The 22,560-nt window shown below is 74.5% G+C and carries 14 protein-coding genes; 3 read left to right on the top strand and 11 right to left on the bottom strand.

Annotated features, from left to right (window positions below; translation table 11 throughout):
- Positions 1–63: 63 nt before the first annotated feature.
- From ACIRQY_RS12545 to ACIRQY_RS12530, 4 genes are all read right to left on the bottom strand, one after another.
- The gene (locus ACIRQY_RS12545) at positions 64–1,983 is read right to left on the bottom strand and encodes a fibronectin type III domain-containing protein (RefSeq protein WP_403924445.1); all 1,920 of its coding nucleotides are present in this window, start codon (positions 1,981–1,983) and stop codon (positions 64–66) included.
- 201 nt (positions 1,984–2,184) lie between these two features.
- Positions 2,185–3,735 (bottom strand): MFS transporter, encoded by a 1,551-nt coding sequence (locus ACIRQY_RS12540; protein ID WP_351781413.1) that lies wholly within the window; start codon positions 3,733–3,735, stop codon positions 2,185–2,187.
- Between the two features lie 96 nt (positions 3,736–3,831).
- On the bottom strand, positions 3,832–4,245 hold the full coding sequence (locus ACIRQY_RS12535; protein ID WP_351781411.1) for a RidA family protein: 414 nt from the start codon (positions 4,243–4,245) through the stop codon (positions 3,832–3,834).
- On the bottom strand, positions 4,242–5,573 hold the full coding sequence (locus tag ACIRQY_RS12530; protein ID WP_403924442.1) for an acyl-CoA dehydrogenase family protein: 1,332 nt from the start codon (positions 5,571–5,573) through the stop codon (positions 4,242–4,244). The genes ACIRQY_RS12535 and ACIRQY_RS12530 overlap by 4 nt, the downstream gene beginning before the upstream one ends.
- Before the next feature lie 231 nt (positions 5,574–5,804).
- Here ACIRQY_RS12530 and ACIRQY_RS12525 point away from each other — a divergent pair, with 231 nt between their 5' ends.
- A complete protein-coding gene (locus ACIRQY_RS12525; protein ID WP_403924439.1) occupies positions 5,805–7,427 on the top strand; it encodes an AMP-binding protein in 1,623 nt (540 codons plus the stop codon).
- Between the two features lie 72 nt (positions 7,428–7,499).
- Positions 7,500–8,396: a PaaX family transcriptional regulator C-terminal domain-containing protein gene (locus ACIRQY_RS12520; protein WP_403924436.1), complete on the top strand. Its 897-nt coding sequence runs from the start codon at positions 7,500–7,502 to the stop codon at positions 8,394–8,396.
- A 130-nt stretch (positions 8,397–8,526) separates the two neighbouring features.
- Here ACIRQY_RS12520 and ACIRQY_RS12515 read toward each other — a convergent pair whose 3' ends face one another.
- Both ACIRQY_RS12515 and ACIRQY_RS12510 read right to left on the bottom strand, forming a co-directional pair.
- Entirely contained in the window at positions 8,527–10,761 is a 2,235-nt protein-coding gene (locus ACIRQY_RS12515; protein ID WP_403924705.1) for a bifunctional salicylyl-CoA 5-hydroxylase/oxidoreductase, read from the bottom strand.
- Positions 10,762–11,063: 302 nt separating this feature from the next.
- Entirely contained in the window at positions 11,064–11,891 is an 828-nt protein-coding gene (locus tag ACIRQY_RS12510; protein ID WP_403924433.1) for an enoyl-CoA hydratase family protein, read from the bottom strand.
- 241 nt (positions 11,892–12,132) lie between these two features.
- On the opposite strand from ACIRQY_RS12510, the gene ACIRQY_RS12505 reads away from it, so the two are divergent.
- Complete coding sequence (locus ACIRQY_RS12505) at positions 12,133–12,699, top strand: ATP-binding protein (RefSeq protein ID WP_403924430.1); 567 nt, start codon at positions 12,133–12,135, stop codon at positions 12,697–12,699.
- On the opposite strand, the gene ACIRQY_RS12500 is transcribed toward ACIRQY_RS12505, so the two are convergent.
- From ACIRQY_RS12500 to ACIRQY_RS12480, 5 genes are all read right to left on the bottom strand, one after another.
- Complete coding sequence (locus tag ACIRQY_RS12500) at positions 12,653–14,131, bottom strand: amino acid permease (RefSeq protein ID WP_403924427.1); 1,479 nt, start codon at positions 14,129–14,131, stop codon at positions 12,653–12,655. The two genes, ACIRQY_RS12505 and ACIRQY_RS12500, sit on opposite strands and share 47 nt — an antisense overlap.
- A 263-nt stretch (positions 14,132–14,394) precedes the next feature.
- Positions 14,395–15,420 (bottom strand): ornithine carbamoyltransferase, encoded by a 1,026-nt coding sequence (argF, locus tag ACIRQY_RS12495; protein ID WP_403924424.1) that lies wholly within the window; start codon positions 15,418–15,420, stop codon positions 14,395–14,397.
- A 117-nt stretch (positions 15,421–15,537) separates the two neighbouring features.
- Positions 15,538–16,770, bottom strand: coding sequence for an arginine deiminase (locus tag ACIRQY_RS12490; protein WP_351781399.1), 1,233 nt, complete (start codon positions 16,768–16,770; stop codon positions 15,538–15,540).
- Positions 16,771–16,941: 171 nt separating this feature from the next.
- Positions 16,942–19,698 carry a hypothetical protein gene (locus ACIRQY_RS12485; protein WP_403924421.1) on the bottom strand — a complete coding sequence of 919 codons (2,757 nt, stop codon included), beginning with the start codon at positions 19,696–19,698 and terminating at the stop codon, positions 16,942–16,944.
- Positions 19,695–22,016, bottom strand: a complete 2,322-nt coding sequence (locus tag ACIRQY_RS12480) for a hypothetical protein (RefSeq protein ID WP_403924418.1) — start codon at positions 22,014–22,016, stop codon at positions 19,695–19,697. Before ACIRQY_RS12480 ends, ACIRQY_RS12485 begins: the two co-directional genes overlap by 4 nt.
- Positions 22,017–22,560: the final 544 nt, after the last annotated feature.

Here is a 22,560-nt window from a genome sequence, read left to right as displayed (position 1 = left end):
CCCCGGAAGGGGAGTGCGGGCCCTCGTCGTCATGAGGGGGTCGGTCGGGCGGCCCTCAGCAGGTCACCTCAGCCAGAAGAAGTCGTGGGACGCGATGTCGCCCTCGCTGCCGTAGTGGCCGATCGCGCGGACCATGAGGGTGCAGGGGCCCGCCGTGCCGATGCTCTTCTCGATGCGGACGGTCTCGCCCGCGGACCACTGCCAGACGCCGTTCGTGCAGGAGAAGCTCCACTCGTAGCCGGCGACGCCCTTGCCCCGGTCCGCGTCGGCGGGCTTCACGTCGACCTTCACGGCGATCCGGACGTCCTGGACGACCGTCAGCTTCGGGGCGCTCAGCGGGGCCGTCAGGACCGGGCGGTCGCGGCGCACCTCCGCCGTGGCCGAGGGCGGGCCCTCGGCTCCCTGGGCGTCGAGGGCGACCACGTAGTAGAAGGAGCGGCCCAGCGGGGCCCCGCGGTCGATGCCCTCGTAGGCGTCCGCTCCGGTGGTGTCGGCCACGGTCCACGCGGAGGTGGAGTCCGTGCGGCGGTAGAGGCGGTAGCCGGTGGCCTCCGGGCCGACCGGGCCGAAGGAGATCTGGTTGCCGAGGTCGCCGGGGCGGGCCCGGTCGATCTCGGGGGCGGGCAGTGCGGCGGGCGCCGGGCGGGTGACGCGGACCTCGGCGGACGGCGACAGGTTCCCGTAGTGGTCCACGGCCTGGACCCGGTACACGGTCTCGGCGCCGGTCTCCGCGAGGTCGTCGTGGAAGCTGGTTCCCGTGACGTGCGTGGGGCCGTCCGGGTCCGCTCCCCCGGCCGGTGCGGCGAACACCTGGTACCCGGCGGTGTCGGTGGAGACGGGCGCCGTCCAGGTGATCCGGTTCCCCGCGGTGGTGCCCTGTCCGGCGATCCCCGCGACGGGCTGCGGCGCGGTCGTGTCGGGGGCGCCGGTGGTGCCGGTGGCTGAGGGCGCGGAGACGTTGCCCGCCGCGTCGATCGCGGCGATCCGGTAGTACCACTGCTTCCTGATGTCGGCCCCGGTGTCCTGCCAGGACACGGCGGTCACACGGTCGACGGCCGTGGTCCACGGGCCGCTCGTGCCGGGGGCGCGCAGCACCCGGTAGCGGTCCGCCCCGGTCACGGCCTGCCAGCCGACCTTCACCGCACCGGCCGCGACGGTGGCCCGGGGAGCGGTCGGGGCGGCGGGCGCGGTCCGGTCGGCGGTGGTGACGGCGAGGTCCGAGGTGCCCGGCGACTCGTTGCCCGCGCGGTCGTGGGCGCGGAGCTCGTAGAGGAAGGTCTGGCCGGTGGCGGGCGTGGCGTCGGTGTACGCGGCGCCGGTGGTGACCGCCAGCGGGCGGGCGGGGAACGGCTGGCCCGCCAGGCGCCGGTAGACGCGGTAGCCGCCGAGGTCCATCTCCTTGTTCCGGACCCAGCTCAGCTTGGTCCGGGCGGTGGCGCGGTCGTGGGCGACGCCGAAGCCCGCCGGGGCCAGCGGCTTGACCTTGTCGACGGTGGCGGAGGTGCGGGGCGCGTAGGTGAACGTGACGTCGGCGGGTCCTGTCCAGTTCACGAAGTCGATCCGCAGGGTGTGACGGCCCTTGGGGACGGAGAGGTTCACCGTGCCCTTGCGGACGGCGGTGAGATCGCTCCAGGCGTCGTACTTGCGGACGCCGTCGAGGTACACGCGCACACCGTCCCTGGCCTGGACCGACAGCGCGAAGGGGCCGCCGGAGCCGAAGTCACGGGTGAGGGTCCAGCGGACGCCGAACCGGTCGCGGGGCAGACCGGTGGCCGGGGCGCCGGTCCAGTGCTCGTTGACCGCGCTGTCGCAGTCGGTGCGCCTGGGGGCGCCGGTGAGGGTGGTGTTGGCGAAGTACTCCCGCTTGAAGAGCGGGGAGGCGCAGCTCACCGCGGCTTCGGCGGCGGGCGCGGTGGTGAGCAGTCCACCGGCGGTGGCGAGTACCAGGGCGGTGGCCGCCGTGGTCCGACGGGCAGTTCTCATGCGTTCCTTCGGTCGTGGTCCCGCGCGCGTCACAGAGCGCGCGTGATCAAGACCCCTGGGAACGGATCATGGTTGTACGGGTCGGGGCGGTTTTTTCGCGCGGGGCCTCCGCGCGTCCCCGCCGTCCTTCCGCGCGGTCAGCCGCCCGGCATCGCCGTCCCTTCCGCGCGGTCGCCCGGCATCGCCGTCCCTTCCGTGCGGTCAGCCGCCCGGCATCGGTCCGCCGCCCTTCAGCCGTTCGAGGTCGGAGGGGCGGACCTGGATGACGAAGAGGGCGACCAGGAGGGCCACGGCCGCGAAGACCGCCGCCACGACGAAGCCCGCCGAGACGCCGGAGGTGAGGATCTGGTTGCCCCACTCCGGGGGGAGTTGGCCGGTCCTGGCGAACCGGGCCTTCTCCAGGGGGTCCGCCTGGGCGAGGAAGGCGGGCACCTGCCGGTCGGCCTCGTTGCGGCTGGCGGTGCCGAAGACCGTGACCAGGATGGACAGGCCCAGTGAACCACCCACCTGCTGCGTCGCGTTGAGGAGTCCGGAGCCCGCGCCCGCCTCCTTGGGGGCGATCCCGGAGAGCGCCATCAGGGTCAGCGAGACGAACATCATGCCCATGCCCGCGCTGAGGACCAGCATCGGTCCGAGGATGCTGCCCAGGTACGTGGAGTGGACATCGGTCTGGGTCAGCCAGGAGAGGCCGGCCGCGAGGAAGACCGAGCCCACCACCATGAAGGGCTTCGGACCGTACCGGGGCAGCAGTTGGGAGGTGATCCCGGCGAGGACCGCGATCACGGCGCTGACCGGGAGGAAGGCGAGACCGGCCCGCAGCGGGCTGAAGCCGAGGACGGTCTGGACGAAGAGCGTCAGGAAGAAGAACATGCCGAAGATGGACGCGGACAGACAGAGCATGATGCCGTAGGTGCCCGCCCTGTTGCGGTCGGCGAACATGTGCAGCGGGGTGATCGGCTGCCGGGATCGGCGTTCCACCAGGACGAAGGCGGTCAGCAGGACGACCGCCGCCACGAAGGAGCCGATCGTGTAGGGGTCGCTCCAGCCCCGCTGGGCGGCGCGGATGAAGCCGTACACCAGGGACACCATGCCGAGGGTCGAGGTGAGCGCGCCGGTGAGGTCGAAGTTGCCGGGACGGCGCTCGGACTCCTTGACGTGGCGTGGTGTCAGGAAGGCGATGAGCAGGGCGATCGGGACGTTCACGAAGAACACCCAGCGCCAGTCGAGCCATTCGACGAGGACGCCTCCCGCGAGGAGGCCGATCGCGCTTCCCGCCGCGGAGACGCCCGCGAAGACGCCGAACGCCCGGTTGCGTTCGGGGCCCTCCTCGAAGGTGGTGGTGATCAGGGAGAGCGCCGTCGGCGAGGCGATCGCGCCGCCCACGCCCTGCACCGCGCGGGCCGCGAGGAGTTGCCAGGAGGTCTGGGAGAACCCGCCGAGCAGGGAGGCGAGTCCGAAGAGCAGCACGCCGAAGACGAAGACCCGGCGGCGGCCGAGGATGTCACCCGCGCGTCCGCCGAGGAGCAGCAGTCCGCCGAAGGTGAGGGTGTAGGCGTTGACGACCCAGGAGAGGTTGGTGGTGGAGAAGTTCAGGGCGCTCTGGATGTGCGGGAGCGCGATGTTCACGATGGTGATGTCCAGGACCACCATCAGCTGGCAGGAGGCGATGACGAACAGGGCGATGCCCTTGCCGTCCCCGCCGCGCCGGGGTCGGGCGGCGGCTGTCTTCGGTGCGGGGCTACTGCTGGTCATCGCTGGTCATGGCGCATCGCGCCCTCGGGGAGGGAGCCGTGGGCCGGTCGGTCCACCTCTCGACCCTAAGCCCGCCCCGGAGGGCGGACCAGTCGATCAAGCGGGGGCGGGTCCGTCCAGGACCGCGAAGCCGTCCAGCTCGACCCTGGCCTGTTCGTCCCAGAGCCGTACGACTCCGATCACGGCCATCGCCGGATAGTCGCGGCCCGCCAACCGGCGCCAGGTCCGGCCGAGTTCGGGGGCGTGGGCGCGGTAGTCGTCGACGTCGGTGGTGTAGACGGTGACGCGGGCGAGGTCGGCGGGGGCGCCTCCGGCGTGGCGGAGCGCGGTGAGGAGGTTGCCGAGGGCGGTGGTGAACTGTTCGGCGAGGGTGTCCCCGACGATCTTCCCCTGCTGGTCGAGCGCGGTCTGTCCGGCGAGGAAGACGAGCCGGGTGCCGGTCGCGGTGACCGCGTGCGAGAACCCGGCGGGCGGGGACAGCTCGGCGGGATTGTGCCGGTGCAGGCTCATGGGGACGGCTCCTCCTGGCGGCGGTGGGGTGCGGGCGGACGGCGCCCGGGGGCGGCTGCGGCCGGGTCGGGGGCGGTCGTGATCCGGGCGGGGCCGGTCACGGCCTGGGCAGGGGTGGCCGTGACCTGGGCAGAGTTCGGGACCTCGTCAGGGGTGGCGGGTCCGGTGGGGGCGGGTGTCCCGGCGACCCGGCCGCGCGCGGTCGTCCCCGCCAGGGACCCGTACAGCTCCTTCGCGATGATCGTGCGCTGGACCTCGGTGGCGCCCTCGTAGATCCGGGGTGCGCGGACCTCCCGGTAGAGGTGTTCGAGGAGGTGGCCGCGTTGCAGGGCGCGGGCGCCGTGGAGCTGGACGGCGGCGTCGACGACGTACTGCGCGGTCTCGGTGGCCAGGAGCTTGGCCATGGCGGAGCGCCGGGGGACGTCGGGGTCGCCCTCGTCGTACGCGGTGGCCGCCGCGTAGACGAGGAGGCGGGCGGCCTCGGTCCGGGTGGCCATCTCGGCGACCTGGTGGGCGACGGACTGGAGGTCGCGCAGGACACCGCCGAAGGCGGGGCGGGCGGCGGTGTGGGCGAGGGTCGCGTCCAGGGCGGCCTGGGCCATCCCGACGGCGAAGGCGCCGACGCTGGGGCGGAAGAGGTTGAGGGTGCCCATGGCGACCCGGAAGCCCCGGTCGGGGTCGCCGAGGAGGTCCTCGGGGCCGACGGGGACGCCGTCGAAGGTGAGGGTGCCGAGGGCGTGCGGGGCGAGCATGTCGAGCGGTTCGCCGCCGAGCCCCGGCCGGTCGGCGGGGACGAGGAAGGCGGTGACCCCCCGGGCCCCGGCGCCCCGGGTGGTGCGGGCGAAGACGGTGGCGAAGTCGGCCTCGGGGGCGTTGGAGATCCACCGCTTCTCCCCGTGCAGGCGCCAGCCGCCGTGCCCGTCGGGGACGGCGTCGAGGGCGAGGGCGGCGGCGTCGGAGCCCGCGCCCGGTTCGGAGAGTGCGAAGGCGGCGACGGCCCGGCCCGAGGTGATCCCGGGGAGCCAGCGGGCCCGCTGGGCGGGGCTGCCGAAGGCGGCGACGGGGTGGCCGCCGAGGCCCTGGAGGGCGAGGGCGGTCTCCGCCTCGGTGCAGACGCGGGCGAGGCTCTCCCGGAGGAGGCAGAGCCCGAGGGCGCCGGAGTCGAAGAGCCGGGCGAGCAGTCCGAGGTCGCCGAGGGCGGCGAGGAGGGGGCGGTTGACCCGGCCGGGTTCGCCGCCCTCGGCGAGGGGCCGCAGATGCGTGTCCGTGAGCGCACGGAGCTCCGCACACCAGGTGATCTGTGCGGGATCGAGCGAGAATGCGGGCATGTGGGCCCTCTCCGACGCCCTCGGGCGTCTCCGTCCCCGTGCCGTCCGGCGCTCTCCTCCGGGCGCCGGACGGCTCCTCCGTCGGGGTGGTCCGGGGTTCCGCGCGCGCCCCCGGCGGGGCGGTGGCACGGGCCCGGTCCAGCCCATCTGTAGCGAACCGTTGACTGTCGTCACCGACACGATACGCTCGTGGAGCGATGTGCGACCCCACCACGACAGGGGGACGGACTCATGGAGCTGACGCCCTCGGCCCACCTCGACACCTTCGCCCGCGACCGGCTCCCCCCGCCCGACCGGTGGCCGCGCCTCGTCTTCGACCTCCCCGAGCTGGCGTACCCCGACCGGCTCAACTGCGGGACGGAACTCCTCGACCGCACGGTGGAACGCTTCGGCCCCGACCGGCCGGCCTTCCGCGACGGCGACGGCGGCGTCTGGAGCTACGGCCGGCTCAGCGACCACGTCGACCGCATCGCCCACGTCCTCACCTCCGACCTGCGGGTCCTGCCCGGCAACCGGGTCCTGCTCCGGGGCCCCACCACCCCCTGGCTGGCCGCCTGCTGGCTCGCCGTGATGAAGGCGGGGGCGGTCGCGGTGACCGTCCTCGCCCAGCAGCGCGCCCCCGAACTCGCCGCGATGGCCGAAGCAGCCCGCTGCACCCACGCCCTCTGTGACGCCCACACCGTCGACGAACTCCTCGCCGCCCGGATCCCCGGGCTCCGCGTCACCCCCTTCGGCGGGGACGGGCCGGACGACCTGCTCGCCCTCGCCGCCCGCCGCCCCGGCCGCTACCGGGCCGTGCCCACCGCCGCCGACGACGTGGCCCTCATCGCCTTCACCTCCGGCACCACCGGCCGCCCCAAGGGGTGCGTCCACTTCCACCGGGACGTCCTGGCCGTCGCCGACACCTTCTCCGCGCACGTCCTGCGCCCGGTGCCCGACGACGTGTTCGCCGGTTCGCCGCCGCTCGCCTTCACCTTCGGCCTCGGCGGGCTCGTCGTCTTCCCCCTGCGGGCCGGGGCGAGCACGGTCCTCCTCGAACAGGCCGGACCGAAACAACTCCTCGCGGCGGTCGAACGGCACCGGGTGTCGGTGCTCTTCACGGCCCCCACCGCCTACCGGGTCATGCTGGACGAGCTGGCCGAGGGCACCGCGCCCGACCTGGGCTCGCTGCGCCGCTGCGTCTCCGCCGGGGAGAACCTGCCGGAGGCCACCTGGAAGTCCTGGTACGCCCGCACCGGAATCCGCCTCATCAACGGCATCGGCGCCACGGAACTCCTGCACATCTTCATCTCGGCCGCCGACGGCGACATCCGCCCCGGCACCACCGGCCGCCCGGTCCCCGGCTGGCGGGCCAGGATCGTCGACCACGAGGGCCGGGGCGTCCCGGACGGCGAGGAGGGGCTGCTGGCCGTGCGCGGCCCGGTGGGCTGCCGCTATCTGGGCGACCCCCGCCAGACGGAGTACGTACGGAACGGCTGGAACGTCACGGGAGACACCTACGTCCGCGATCCCGACGGCTACTTCCGGTACGTCTCACGCGCCGACGACATGATCATCTCGGCGGGCTACAACATCGCGGGAACCCAGGTGGAGGAGGTCCTCCTGGACCACCCCGACGTGGTCGAGACCGCCGTCGTGGGCCGCCCCGACGAACTGCGCGGGCAGGTCGTCGTGGCCTACACGGTGATACGGGACGGGGTGCCGCGCGACGCGGCCACCGCCGCCGCCCTGCGGGCCTTCGTCCGCGCCCGGCTCGCCCCGTACAAGTCCCCCCGCGAGATCGTCTTCGTGGACGCGCTGCCCCGCACCGCGACCGGCAAGCTCCAGCGCTTCCGGCTGCGCGACCCCGCCTGACCGGCCCCGATCCGCTCCCCGGGGCCCGCCTCGGCCGGGCGCGTCCGCCACGACACCCCCTAAAGTGATCACGTGGCCGAGCAGCACACCCCCCGATCCCTGATCGTCTCCCTCTACGGCGCCTACGGCCGTACCCCCGACGGCTCCCCCCTGCCGGTGGCCGGGCTCATCAGGCTGCTCGGGGTCCTCGGCGTGGACGCGCCCTCGGTGCGCTCCTCGGTGTCCCGGCTGAAGCGGCGCGGACTGCTGCTGCCGGGCAGGACCGCCGACGGGGCCGCCGGATACGCCCTCTCCGAGGACGCCCGCAGGCTCCTCGACGACGGCGACCGGCGCATCTACGCCCGCACCGAGCCCAAGCTGTCCGATGGCTGGGTGCTCGCCGTCTTCTCCGTCCCCGAGGCCGAACGGCACAAGCGGCACCTGCTGCGCTCCCGGCTGGGCAGGCTCGGCTTCGGCACGGCGGCACCGGGCGTCTGGATCGCGCCCGCGCGTCTCCACGAGGAGACCCGCAACGCCCTGGAACGGCTCGGGCTCTCCCCCTACGTGGACCTCTTCCGGGGCGACCACCTGGGGTACGCGGCGACCGCCGGGGCGGTGGCCCGCTGGTGGGACCTGCCCGCCGTCGCCGGGCTCCACGAGGAGTTCCTGGCCGCGCACGAGCCGGTGCTACGGGCCTGGCGGACCGCTCCGGCGGGACCCGAGGACGCCTACCGGGACCATCTGCTGGCCCTCGACTCCTGGCGCAGGCTGCCGTACGCCGACCCGGTCCTCCCGGCGGAGCTGCTCCCTGACGACTGGCCGGGCCGCCGCTCGGCCGAGGTCTTCGCCGCGCTGCACGAACTGCTGCGGGCCCGGGGCGCGGAGTACGTACGCCCGTTCCTGACCGGGGACGCGGACGGGGGACCCGGAGGGGGTACCGCTCCGTCCGCCGGGGCGCCCCGGCAGGGGGAGGACTCCACCGGGCCCTGAGCGCCCGTCCTCCGAGGGGCCGGCACGGACGCGACGAAGGCCAGGACCGTCCCCGACCGCCCTACCGTTTCGGCGGGTCCGGGGGACGACGCCCGACGGCATCGGGGGAAGTACATCCGGGCAGGCGCCCCTACGCCCTGCGGCCTGTCGGGGGCGGCCGGTTGCCTGCCCGGTAGGGGGCGGGCCAGGGCGCGGCGGGGCCCTCGTAGCCCTGTTCGGCCGCCGCGTGCAGGGTCCAGTGCGGGTCGTAGAGGTGGGGACGGGCCAGGGCGCACAGGTCGGCGCGGCCCGCCAGGAGCAGGGAGTTGACGTCGTCCCAGGAGGAGATCGCGCCGACGGCGATCACGGGGACGCCCGCCCCGTTGCGTATCCGGTCGGCGTGGGGGGTCTGGTACGAGCGTCCGTAGGCGGGGGTCTCGTGGGGGACGACCTGGCCGGTGGAGACGTCCACGGCGTCGGCGCCGTGCTCGGCGAAGGCGCGGGCGACGGCGACGGCCTCCTCCTCCGTGGTGCCGCCCTCGGCCCAGTCGGTGGCCGAGATCCGGACGGTCGCCGGGCGGTCCTCGGGCCAGACCTCCCGTACCGCGTCGAAGACTTCGAGCGGGAAGCGGAGCCTGCCGTGGAGGTCGCCGCCGTAGCGGTCGGTGCGGTGGTTGGTGAGCGGGGAGAGGAAGCCGGACAGCAGATAGCCGTGGGCGCAGTGCAGTTCGAGGAGGTCGAAGCCGCTGCGGGCGGCGCGGCGGGCGGCGGCGGTGAACTCCTCGCGGACGGCGGTGAGTCCGGTGCGGTCGAGGGCGCGCGGCACCTGGTTGACGCCGGGCCGGTACGGCAGGGGCGAGGCGGCGACGAGCGGCCAGTTGCCGGTGGGCAGGGGCTGGTCGATGCCCTCCCACATGCGCCGGGTGGAGCCCTTGCGGCCCGCGTGGCCGAGCTGGACTCCGAGGGCGGTGCCGGGGGCCCGTTCGTGGACGAAGGCGGTGATCCGGGCCCAGGCGTCGGCCTGTCCGTCGTTCCACAGGCCGGTGCAGCCGGGGGTGATGCGGCCCTCGGGGCTGACACAGACCATCTCGGTCATGACGAGTCCGGCGCCGCCGAGGGCGCGGGAGCCGAGGTGGACGAGGTGGAAGTCGCCGGGGACGCCGTCCTCGGCGACGTACATATCCATGGGGGACACGACGATCCGGTTGCGGAGGGTCAGTCCGCGCAGTCTGAGCGGGGTGAACATGGGCGGGGTGCCGGGCGGGCAGCCGAAGTCGCGTTCGACGGTGGCCGTGAAGGAGGGGTCGCGGAGCCTGAGGTTGGCGTGGGTGACCCGGCGGCTGCGGGTGAGCAGGTCGAAGGCGAAGCGCCGGGGCGGGCGGTCCACGTGCTCGGCGAGGTCCTCGAACCAGCGCAGGCTGGCGGCGGCGGCGCGCTGGGTGGACTCGACGAGGGGACGGCGCTCGGTCTCGTAGGCGGTGAGGGCCTCGGGGAGCGCGGGGTGCGTGTCGAGCGCGCGGACGAGGGAGACGGCGTCCTCGACGGCGAGTTTGGTGCCGGAGCCGATGGAGAAGTGCGCGGTGTGGGCGGCGTCGCCGATGAGGACGGTGTTCCCGTACGACCAGTGGGTGTTGACGACGGTACGGAAGGCGGTCCAGGCGGAGCGGTGGGAGCGCAGGGTCCGGCCGCCGAGCGCCTCGGTGAAGATCCTGGCGCAGCGGGCGGCCGATTCGGCCTCGTCCATCATGTCGAAGCCCGCCGCCCGCCAGACCTCCTCGCGCATCTCCACGATGACGGTGGAGGCGTCCGCCTCGTACGGGTAGGCGTGCAGTTGCATCACGCCGTGCCGGGTCTCCGCGATCTCGAAGCGGAACGCCTCGAAGGGGAAGTCGGCGGCGAGCCAGACGTACCGGCAGCGGTGGGTGGTGATCCGGGGCCGGAAGTGCTCGGCGTGGGCTTCGCGGGTGCGGCTGTGGACGCCGTCGGCGGCGACGACCAGGTCGTGGGTGGCGGCGAGGTCGGCGGCGGGAGGGGCCTCGGTGCGGAAGCGGAGGCGTACGTCCAGCTCGGCGCAGCGGGTCCGGAGGATCTCCAGGAGTCTGCGGCGGCCGAGGGCGGCGAAGCCGTGGCCGGTGGAGGTGGTGCGGTGGCCCCGGTGGACGACGTCGATGTCGTCCCAGCGGACGAGGTCGCGGGTGAGTGCCTCGTGGACGGCGGGGTCGGCGTCGCCGATGCCGCCGAGGGTCTCGTCGGAGAGGACGACTCCGAAGCCGAAGGTGTCGGAGGGCGCGTTCCGCTCCCAGACGGTGACCTCGCGGGCGGGGTCGGACCGTTTGAGCAGGGCGGCGGCGTAGAGCCCGCCGGGCCCGCCGCCGACCACGGCGATCCGGGAGGGGCCGGGCCGGTCCGCGGGGCCGGGACGGGAGGCGGGGCCGGGACGGGAGGCGGGGCCGGGACGGGAGGCGGCGGTGGTCCGCGCGGGGGCGCCTTCGCGGCCTTCGCCGCCTTCGTCGGCGGGGCCCGTACGGGAAGGGGCGTCGCCGCCCCGGGCGATACGGGAGGGGGCTCCGTCGTCTCCCGTGCGGGAGGGGGCTCCGTCGTCTCCCGGGGCCGTACGGGAAGGGGCGCGGGGATCGGTGGCACCGGTGGGGGCGGTGGTGCTGGTGGTGCCTTCGGGGGGCGGCACCGTCAGCACCCCCGCCAGTTCGGGGGGCGCTTCTCGGTGAAGGCGGCGTGGAACTCGGCGTAGTCCGCGCCGTTCATCAGGAGCGCCTGGGTCGCCGCGTCCAGTTCGACGGAGGCGGCGAGCGGCATGTCGAGTTCGGCGGTGAGCAGGGCCTTGGTCTGGGCGAGGGCCAGGGCGGGGCCGTCGGCGAGGCGCCGGGCCAGCGCGGCGGCCCGCTCGCCCGCCCTGCCCGGCTCGGTCAGCTCGGAGAGCAGCCCGATGCGGTCGGCCTCGGCGGCGTGGACGGGTTCGCCCAGCATGAGGAGGCGGGTGGCGTGGCCGAGCCCGACGACCCGGGGGAGCAGATAGGCGGCGCCCATGTCGCCGCCGGAGAGTCCGACGCGGGTGAAGAGGAAGGCGAAGCGGGTGGTGGGGTCGGCGACCCGGAAGTCGGCGGCGAGGGCGAGGACGGCCCCGGCTCCGGCGGCGACTCCGTGGAGGGCGGCGACGACGGGGAAGGGGCATTCGCGCAGGGCCCGGACGACCTGGCCGGTCATCCGGTTGAAGTCGAGGAGCTGGGCCGTGTCGAGGGCGAGGGTGGCGCCGATGATCTCGTCGACGTCGCCGCCGGAGCAGAAGCCCCGGCCTTCGCCGTCGAGGACGAGGGCGCGCACGGACCGCTCGCGGGACAGCTCGGCGAGGAGGTCGCGCAGGTCGGCGTAGGCGCCGAAGGTGAGGGCGTTGAGCTTCGCGGGGCGGGCGAGGGTGACGGTGGCGACGCCCCGGTCGACGGTGAGGCGCAGATGCCGCCATTCCTCGGTGCGGGGCGCGGAACCGGTAAAGGGGCTCATCCGGAACGGCCTCCTTCCTCCTCCCGGAGGGTATCACTCACCTGTGACTGTCGTCATGAGTACGCGATAGAGCCCGACGGCAGTCGTAGGGGGGCGACCGAGGTCCCCCGGCCCGCGACCGAGGTCCTCCCCGGGGCGGGAGAGGCGCCTCTGGACTTGCGGATTGCACCTCGTAAGGTTGAAACCGGGACGTCTGGGAGGTCATCGCCCACCCGCCCCTCCGGCGAAGGGAGCCCGCACCATGCCCGAGGCCGACGGACCGTCCGTCCACGCCGCCATCGACGACACCACCAGCACCATCAGCACCGGGGCCGACGACGTCCCCGGACCGGCCGGATTCCCGGACGGCCCGGGAACCGACGCCGTCGCGTCCTGGCGCGTCGAGCTGCCCCACACGACCGCCGCCGTGCCGCTCGCCCGCGCGCTGATCCGTACCGCGCTCGCCGACATCGACCCCGCCGCCACCGGCCGCCCCGACCGCGACACGGCCGAACTGCTCACCGCCGAGCTGGTCGCCAACGCCGTCGAGCACACCGCGGGCCGGGGCCCCATCGCACTGGTCGTCGAGCTGTTCGCGTCGCCCGGCGGCTGCCAGATCGAGGTCCACGACGCCGAGCCCGCCCGTCCCGGTCAGCTCGTCTGCCCCGACCCGGAGACCGAGGTCGACCCCTGGCAGGAGCACGGCCGCGGCCTCCTCCTCATCCGGGCCCTCAGCAGCGACTGCGGGCACCGCCCCACCGCGCGCGGCAAGGCGGTCTGGTTCACGCTCCCCGCGATCCCGGCTCCGCGTCCGCGCTCGGAGCGGTGACGGCGAGGCGCGAGTGGCGCCGCCCGTATCCCGCGTACACGAGCGAGCCGACGGCCAGGAAGGCCGCGAACTGGACCCAGGTCGTCCAGCCGGTGCCCCAGATCAGATAGAGGCAGAAGCCGATCCCGAGGACCGGGCTCAGGGGGAAGAGCGGCACCCGGAAGGAGCGCGGCAGCTCCGGGTCGCGGCGGCGCAGCACCATCACGGCGAGGTTGACGGCCACCATGATGGCGAGGGTGCCGATGGTGGTCAGGTTGACGACCACGTCGAGCGGTACGAAGGCGGCCGGGACGGCGAAGACGGCGGCCACGATCCAGGTGTTGGCGACCGGTGTCGCCGACTTCGGCGAGACCCGCTCGAAGACCCGGGGGACGAGCCCGTCGCGGGACATCGACATCAGGATGCGGGTCTGCCCGTACATCACCGCGAGGACGACGGACGCGATGGCGACGACCGCGCCGAAGGCGATGATCCCGCCGCCGACCGAGGAGCCGGTGACCTGGTCGACGACGACCGAGAGCGCGGCCGGACGGCCGGCCACGGCGTCGGCGCCGAGGGCCCCGATCGCGGCGAGCGCGACGGCGCAGTACAGCAGGGTGACGACACCGATGCAGACGAGGATGGCGATCGGGATGTTCCGGCGCGGGTTCTTGACCTCCTCCCCCGCCGTGGTGATCGCGTCGAAGCCGATGTACGAGAAGAAGGCCACCGAGGCGCCCGCCGTGATCCCGTCGAGCCCGGCTCCGGCGAACGGCGAGAGGTTGCCGTCCTGGAAGGCGGAGAAGCCGATGGCGCAGAAGACGATCAGGATGCCGATCTTGAGGATCGCCATCGCGGCGGTGGCCCGCGCGCTCTCCCGCACCCCGCGCACGAGGAGGGTGGCGGCGAGCAGGATGACGACCACGGCGGGCAGGTTGACCGCTCCGCCGTCGGCGGGGCCCGCGGAGAGCACGGCGGGCAGCCGCCAGCCGACGAGGCTGTCGAGCAGTTCGTTGAGGTACTGGCTCCAGCCGACGGCGACGGCGGAGACGGAGACGCCGTACTCCAGGAGCAGGCACCAGCCGACGAGGAAGGCGGTCCGCTCGCCGAGGCTCGCGTAGGCGAAGGAGTAGGAGGAGCCGGACACCGGGATCGCGCCGCCCAGCTCCGCGAAGGAGAAGGCGGTGAAGACGCAGGTGATCGCGGCGAGGACGAAGGAGACGACGACTGCGGGCCCCGCCTTGGCGACGCTGTCGGAGAGCCCGACGAAGATGCCGGTGCCGACGATCGCACCGATGCCGAAGCACACGAGCTGGAAGAGGCCCATGGTGCGCCTGAGGCCGTGGCCCTCCAGGTCGGCGCCCGATTCGGCGAGGAGCTGCTGCGGGCTCTTGATCCGCTGGGGGGAGGCGATCCTCCAGCGGGTGGTGCTCCGTGGGGCGGACGGGGTCATGCGGTGGTTCTCATCTCTGGTGGCGCACGCGAGAGGGGGGTTCGGGCATATCCGCCTGAACCCCCCTGAGGAACGCGATCGTAAACCGCGTCGTGCATATTCACCCAATCGGGCGTAAAACTATGCCGCCGAAGCTCTTCGGCGGGGCCTGCGGCCCTCCGTCGGGTCTCCGAAGCTCTTCGGCGGACCCCAGAGGCCCCTCGGCCGGGCCCCTGAGCCCTTCCGCCGGGCCCCTCTGAGCCAAGCCCGCCCGAACCGCCGGGTTACGCGGGAAGCGCGGGGAGCGGGCCGCCGGCCATCGTGGCGACCAGGACCGCCTTGATCGTGTGCATCCTGTTCTCCGCCTCGTCGAAGACGACCGAGTGGGCCGACTCGAAGACCTCGTCGGAGACCTCCAGCTCGGTCAGTCCGTGCCGGGCGTGGATGTCCCGCCCGACGGCCGTGCCCAGGTCATGGAAGGCGGGCAGGCAGTGCAGGAAGCCGACGTCCGGGTTCCCGGTGGCGCGCAGCACGTCCATGGTCACGGAGTACGGGGCGAGGGCGGCGATCCGCTCGTCCCACACCTCCTTGGGCTCCCCCATGGAGACCCAGACGTCGGTGGCGACGAAGTCGGCGCCCGCGACGCCCTCGGCCACGTCCTCGGTGAGGGTGACCGTGGCGCCGCTGGCCACGGCGAGCTCCCGGGCGCGGGCGACGACCTCCGCGCCCGGCCAGTACGCCTCCGGGGCCACGATCCGCACGTCCATGCCGAGCAGCGCGCCGGTGATCAGATAGGAGTTGCCCATGTTGAAGCGGGCGTCGCCGAGGTAGGCGAAGGCGATCCGGTCCAGCGGCTTGTCGGTGTGCTCGGTCATGGTGAGGACGTCGGCGAGCATCTGGGTGGGGTGCCAGTCGTCGGTGAGACCGTTGAAGACGGGCACGCCGGAGAAGGCCGCGAGGTCCTCCACCGCCGCCTGGCTGTCACCCCGGTACTCGATGCCGTCGAACATGCGGCCGAGGACCCGGGCGGTGTCCTTGACGGACTCCTTGTGGCCCATCTGGGAGCCGGAGGGGTCGAGATAGGTGGTGGAGGCGCCCTGGTCGGCGGCGGCCACCTCGAAGGCGCAGCGGGTGCGGGTCGAGGTCTTCTCGAAGATCAGGGCGATGTTCCTGCCGCGCAGCCGCTGTACCTCGGCACCCGCCTTCTTGGCCGCCTTCAGCTCGGCGGAGAGCGCGATCAGGCCGCGGAACTCCTCGGCGGTGAAGTCCAGCTCCTTGAGGAAGGGGCGGCCGATGAGGTCTGTGGACATGGGACGCGCTCCTGGGGGTACGGGTCGGGGCGACGGCGATCAGGACCCTGGAAGTGTATACATACTTCAACATTTATATACAGCCCAGGTGCGGCCCCGTTCGGCGTCCCCCGGTACTCAGGCCGCGTCCCGCTCCACTGGACAGCTCATGCAGCGCGGTCCGCCCCTCCCCCGGCCCAGCTCGCTGCCGGGGATCTCGATCACCTCGATGCCCCGCTTCCGCAGATGCGTGTTGGTGGTGACGTTCCGCTCGTACGCCACCACCACCCCCGGCTCCACCGCCAGCACGTTGCACCCGTCGTCCCACTGCTCGCGCTCCGCCGCGTGCACGTCCTGCGTCGCCGTGAGGACCCGGATCTCCTGAAGGCCGAGGGCCGCCGCGATCGCGCCGTGCATCCGCTCCGGCGGACGGTCCGTCACCCGCAGGGACTGCCCCTCGTCCCCCGGCTCGATCGTGTACGAGCGGAGCATCCCGAGCCCCGCGTACTGCGTGAACGTGTCCTGGTCCACCATCGTCATCACCGTGTCCAGATGCATGAACGCGCGCCGCTTCGGCATGTCGAGGGCGACGATCGCCCGCGCCGAACCGGCCTCGAACATGCGCCGGGCCAGCATCTCCACCGCCTGCGGGGTCGTCCGCTCGCTCATCCCGATCAGCACGGCGCCGTTCCCGATGACCAGGACGTCCCCGCCCTCGATCGTCGACGGATAGTCCGCCTGCCCCTGCGACCACTGGTGGAACGGCCCCGCCCGCTCCCCCGCGAAGAGCGGGTGATGCCGGTAGATCGCCTCGAAGTGCACGGTCTCGCGCTGCCGCGCCGGCCAGCGCATCGCGTTGATCGACACACCGTCGTAGATCCACGCCGAGGTGTCCCGGGTGAACAGGTGGTTCGGCAGCGGCCCCAGCACGAAGTCGTCCAGGTCCAGCGCGTGGAACCGCACGGACGTCGGCTCCCGGTGCGCCGCCAGGAACTCCCGCTTCGTCATCCCCCCGACCAGCGCCTCGGCCAGCGCGCCCGCGTCCAGCGAGTCGAACGCGGCCCGGATGTGGTCGGCGGCCAGCGGCCCGTACTCCTTCTCGTCGAAGACCCGGTCCAGGACCAGGGCGCGCGCCACGGGCACCTCCAGGGACTCCCGCAGCAGGTCCCCGAAGAGGTGCACCGCCACCCCCCGGTCCCTCAGCACGTCCGCGAAGCCGTCGTGCTCCTGCCGCGCCCGGCGCACCCACAGCACGTCGTCGAAGAGCAGCGCGTCCTTGTTGGTCGGTGTCAGCCGCTTCAGCTCCAGATCGGGCCGGTGCAGGATGACGCGGCGCAGCCGCCCGGTCTCGGAGTCGACGTGGAATCCCATACGGCCATCCTGACGGAGCGAAGGGCCCCCGGCCCGCCTTTCCTCATGGGCGGGCCGGGGCGCGGCGGGCGGGGGCACGGCGGACGGGCACACGACAGGCGGGGGCGCGGCGGGCGGGGGCCGGGCCCCGGGTGCGGGGGCCGGGGGGCCGGGGGGTCGGGGGGCCGGGGCTCAGAAGAAGACCATGATCAGGAGGATCACGGACACCAGGCCCCCCAGGAACAGCCCGGCGCGGAACAGGAAGCGCCGGGTGTAGCCGTCACCCGGGTCGCCCGGGTCCTCGGGGACGTCCTGACCGGCCCCGTGCCAGGACGCCGCCACCGGGCGCGGGGCCGAACGCGGCAGCCCGTACGCCTCCTTGAGCAGCGCCAGCCACACCGCGTCCGGCAGCCCCGGCCGCTCGCCGTCGACGATCTGCCAGAAGGTCTCGCGGGCGGACGGTTCCGGGGCCGTACGGAGCCGGGAGAGCAGTTCGGCGACCGTGCCGACGGGGGCGTCGCCGCCGCCGAGGAGGGGACGGACGGCCCAGCGGTGCAGTGCGGCGGAGTTCGCCGCGCGCTGCTCCTCCGGAGGGTCCGAGGGGTCGGCGTCCGCGCCCGGCGGCCGGACCGCCCACAGTTCCCGGGCGATGGCGATCTCGCACAGCTCCCGGCGCCGCCCGTGGTCCCAGGACGGCAGACGGCGGGCCACCTCGGCGAGCAGGACGGTGAGCACGGCGTACACCTGCTGGCGCCGCAGCGCGTCGAGCAGTTCGCGGCCCCCGCCCCGCTCGACGAGTTCGCGGGCCTCGTCCACCGAGCGGGCGTCGGCCAGCTTGTGCACGAGCCCGGTCTCGGCGTCCCGCTCCCGGCCCCGCCCCCGGAGCCGCACCCGCCCGGTGGCGTCGGGCCCGGTCCACTGGGGCGCGTTCAGGGTCAGGACGGGCCGGGGGTACGGATCACGGACGGGAGGCCCGGCCGGGGAGGCGTCGGGGTCGGGGCGCGGGGAGGGGTCGGCGGGCGGGTCGGGGTAGGGGTCTGGGTAGGGGTCGGGGTCCCTGAGGGTCAAGGTGACGGTCGCGGGGCCGTCGGAGGGATCGAAGGGATCGGAGGGATCCGAAAGAGGGGAATCGGGGTGTTCGTGGGGCTGGTGCGGTTCATTGCGCTGTGGGGACTGTGGAGGCCGTGGACGCTGTGGGGGCTGGTGAGGGTGTCGGGGTTGCGGGGACTTGTCGAGTGCGGGTCGGGGGGTCCCCTGGGGATTCCCCGGGGACTCCGGAGGGTCCTCGCGGCCGGCCCGGGTCGGACGGTCGGGGCCGGACGGACGGTCAGGCACGGACGGACGGTCAGGCACGGACGGACGGTCGGGCCGGGTCGGACGGTCGGGCGCCTTCGGTGCGGAGTCGGCGCGGTCCTCCGCCTCCGCCGGGCGGTTCCACGCGTCGGCGCCCGGGGGCCGTTCCGGACGGTCGGCCCCGGTGAGCGGCTGCGGGCGCTCCGGGCGCCCCGCCTCCACTCGCCGGTCCGGATGGGACGGGCCTGCCGGGCGGTCGGGGCGGTCAGGAGGCTGGGGACGGTCCCCCCGGCGGTCCTGGCCTGGCCGGACCGTGGGCTGATCCGGACGGTCAGGACGATCGAAGCGGTCAGGGCGATCCTGCCGGTCCGGACCGTCCGGACCGACCGGACGGTCAGAACGGTCAGAGTGGTCCGGGGGCTGCGGGTGCTGCGGACGGGAGGGCCCGTACGCCTTCCCCGGGTTCTCGGGGTCCCCCGGACGTCCGGGGAGTGTGTCCGGGTGTTCCCCATGCGTGGGTCCCGGTACCTCCCGTGGAGTGCCGTGCGGGGACGGGGCCGGACGGAACCAGCGGTCCGGGGCGTCCCAGGGCCCTTCCGGAGCAGCGGCTCCGGAAGGATCGGCAGGGGCGTCCCAGGGTGAGGTGGGGGCGCGGCGGGCGGTGTCCCGGCCGGTGGCGCCACCGCCCCGGCCCCCGTCCGGAAAGTCCCGTGGGGGACCTCCCTTCCGGGGCCCGGCGGGCCCCCGTTCCCCGGACCCGCCGTGCCGCTCCAGTCCGTCCAGGGCCCGCGCGGCCGTCTCCAGGAGGGTGGCCCGGGCGGAGCGGACGGCGAGGAGCGCGGCCGCGACCGCGTAGCTGCCGCCCTCCCCCTCCGCCACGTCCCGCAGGTGGTGGGCGACGAGGCGGGCGGCGACGGCCTCCGCCCGGTCGCCGGTCCGTTCGCGGGGATCCACCCGGCGGCAACCGGTGTTGCCGCTCGCCGCCCCGGACCAGCGGCCGACGAAGACGAAGCGGACCGCCGGGACCTCGACGGTGTCATGGGTGGCGAAGGTCCACCGGCGTTCCGTGACCTCGCCGAACATCCCGTACAGGCCCCAGAGCACCGGGGCGGCGGTGTCGCCGTGCGCGTCGAGGACGGTGAAGCGGTCATCGGGGTGGCGCAGCAACTCCGCGACGGTTCCGATGAGTTCCCCGGGGACGCGGGCCAGCTCCCGGTCGAGTCCGTCGTGTCCCCGGCGGGCCGCCCGGTCGAGGGCGGAGTCCGTGACGCACGGCAGCGGCCCCCGGACGGCCGGGTCGAGACCGGCACCCTCCCAGTCCCAGGCGTGGAGCCCGAGACAGGTCACGGGGTCGAGGAGGGCGGGGGGACCGACCAGGGCGTGGCAGAACACGGAGGCGCCGCCGTCCGCCCCCGTGAACGGGACGCGCCGGATCAGCATCACGTCGGCGCGCCGCTCGATCCGGACCAGGGCGGGCCGGGTCTCCTCGCCGCTGGCGCGCAGGACGGGTCCGGCGAGCCGGAAGAGGGTCTCGGCCTCCTCACGGGATCCGGACCAGGCGACCGGGCCGAAGCCGGTGCTGCCGGAGAGGTTCTCGCTGTCCCAGCGGAAGACGATCTGGTCGACTTCGCGCTGCCGGTCATCCGGCCATGTCATCGGACGTTCCCCTCTCCGGGCCCCAGGGGTCCGGCGGTGTCCACCCCGGGCAGCAGCCCGCACGAGGCGAAGAGCGAAAGCAGTGGCGCGAGCACCCGGCGCGGCCGGGCCCCGTGCGGGAACCGGTCGCCGCGCGCCTGCCCTCCGGTGGCGGCCACGAAGTGCAGGGTGCAGTCCGCGCAGTCGTCGAAGGGCTTGAGCCAGGCGGGGCTGGCGTGGTGGGCGAGGAAGGCGTACGCGTCACGGCTCTCGGCGCCGACGGCGACCGGATCATGACGACCCGTCAGAGCGCGGCCCAGCCAGCGGTCCACGACGGGTTCGAAGCGGACCAGGTCGCTCTTGTTGACGGCGAGCGCCACCGGGGCGGCGACGAGCCCGCCGCGCTCCCGGGGGATGCGGTTGAGGACCGTGGCGAAGGCCTCGTCGCCGAGTTCGCGCCGTCGCAGACCGCTCTGCTGCCGTACGGGGTCGAGGGAGGTGAGCCGGAGCGCGCGCAGCGGGTCCAGGACGAAGACGAACGCGTCGACCCCCATGAGGAAGCGGCCGACCTCGCTGTCCTGGGCGAGGTCCTCCCCCGCCAGGTCGAAGAAGACCACGGGCCGGGGCGTGGCGCCGCCCGCCGACACGAGCAGCCCGTCGGCGAACCGGGCGAACGTCTGCTGTCCGGTGCGGCCCAGCTGTCTGCCCTGCTGGAGGCTCTGCACCCGTTCCCGCAGATAGGTGCGGTGGGCCTCGGGGTTCAGCGGGCGGCACTTCAGTCCGTACGGTTCGAGCCCGCCCAGTTCGACCTCGCCGAGCATCGCGGCGAGCAGATGGGTCTTGCCGACGGAGGAACTGCCGACGAGCGCGACGGTGAGCGGCTCGCCGTTGGTGAGGTAGGGCACGGGCAGTTCGTGTTCCTCGTCGCCCGCGCCGGTGTGGGGGCAGAGGTGGTACGCCTTGCGGAGGGCGTCCGCGCGGTGTCCGGGCCGCCGTTCGGCGGCGAGGTCCAGCGGGATGCGATTGCCCTTGGCGTCGATGGTGACGAGCAGCCGTTCGTCGTAGGTGACGGGCAGCAGGCAGTGCGGGCACATGCGGCCCCGCGAGAGGGCCGCCGACAGGGGCTCGGACGGCGGCACGAAGGCGGCGGGGCCGGAGGGTACCGCCGGACCGCCGCGCGCGTCGGACGTGAACCTCCGCTCCCCGTCGGCTGGTTGGCCGCGACCCGTCCCGCGGTCCTCGTCCGGGTGCCGGTCGGCACCGGTGGGCCGGGCCGGGTCACCGCCGCCGAAGATCCGTCCGAAGAGGGAGGAGCGGGGCGCGCGCGGCTCGTGGGCGGCGGCGCGGGGGGCGGCCCCGCCGTCCGGGCGGCCCGCCCCGGTGAGGGCGCGCTTGCGGGCGAGCTGGTGGTCGTACGCGGCGCGCCACCGGTCCAGCGGATCAGCCGTACCGATCCCGGAGGCGAGCGGGTCGGGGACGTGGAGGAGCCTCAACAGGTCCTCGGGCCAGGGCCGTTCGGACGCTCTGGGCGAGAAGAGACCGCTGTGTTCGAGGGCGGCGAGCCGCCGGTAGTCGGCGAGGTCCCGGGGCGGTCCCTCACCCCTGTCGGGGTGTCCGGCGAGCAGGAAGTAGGCGATCTCGGCGACGGACCACAGGTCGTCGCGGGGGTCGGCGGTCCCGTGGCCCGCGCGCTGCTCGGGCGAGGCCCAGGGGGCGGCCCCGTAGGGCTCGCGCGGCTCCCCGGCGCGCAGCGCCGCGTACGGCTCGCACAGCCGCACCCGGGTGCCGTCCCACCGTACGGTGCCGGGATCGATGGCCCGGTGGACGAGACCGGCGTCGGCCAGCAGCCTGACGGCCGTGGCGAGTTGGCCGATGATCCGCTCCTGTTCCTCGGCGGCGAGGCGGCCCGCCCAGTCGGCGAGCGGACGGCCGGTCGGCGGCCGGTACAGCACGAAGGGCTCCGCCGAGGTGAGGTCGAAGCCGACGGTCCGAGTGAGGACGGCCCCGAACCTGGCCCCGCCGTAACGCCGTTCGAGGGCGACGGCGGCGGCCACCTCGCGCTCCAGACGGCCGTACGCGTACGGGTCGGCGAGCGCCGGGGAGGCCAGCCGGTACTGGACGACGGGCTGCGCCGCGGTCCCGAGGAACGCCCGGCGCGCCAGGAAGCCGGGGCGGCCCGGGGCCTGGTGGTCCTCGCCGTACCGCACGGCGAAGCGCACCGGCGCCTCGCCGTGGGTGAGGAACTCCACCTCCTGGTAGTACGGGTGGGGTGGCGGGGTCGGCACCCGGAGATGGTCCGGGTCCTCCGGCCCGAGGGAGCGGCCGGGGTCGGCGGTCATCCGGCCCACCTCGACCGGGAACTCCGGTCCGCCACCAGGTGCTCCGCCACCGCCCGGCGGCCCCGCCCCGGCCTCCCGGGGACGCCCGCCGCCGGACGGAGACCCGAACGCCTCCGGGCGGGCGGGGTCACGCGGCGCCCGGGGACCGGTCGGGGATCCGGGCCCGGTCAGAGATCCGGGAGGCCCGGGGAAGGCAGCGGCGGGCGGGGCGTACGGATCGCCCCAGCGGCCTGCACTCTCATGGCGTGCGGGGTCGTCCGGATGGACCGGGCCGTTCGGGTACACCGGGCCGTTCGGGCCGAACAGTCCGTCCGGGCGGGCCGGTTCGGGTCTGCGGGCCGGGCCGTCGGCGCGGGCCTGACCGGTCCGGTGCCCGGGGTCGCCCGGGAACGCCGTCTCGGCCGGACGGCCCGTACCGCCCGGGGAATCGGCGTCGCCCGGAAGGCCGGGGCCGGTCGGGCGGTACGGGCGCGCGGGCGGCGGGAGGGACCTGTCGGCGGGACGCCAGATCTTCGGGCGGTACGGTTCCGGACGCCCCGGGCCC

Source organism: Streptomyces sp. NPDC101490 (assembly GCF_044767145.1).
Lineage (GTDB): Bacteria > Actinomycetota > Actinomycetes > Streptomycetales > Streptomycetaceae > Streptomyces.
The sequence above is the reverse complement of the archived record's forward strand: the minus strand, read 5'-3'. Positions and strand labels throughout refer to the sequence as shown.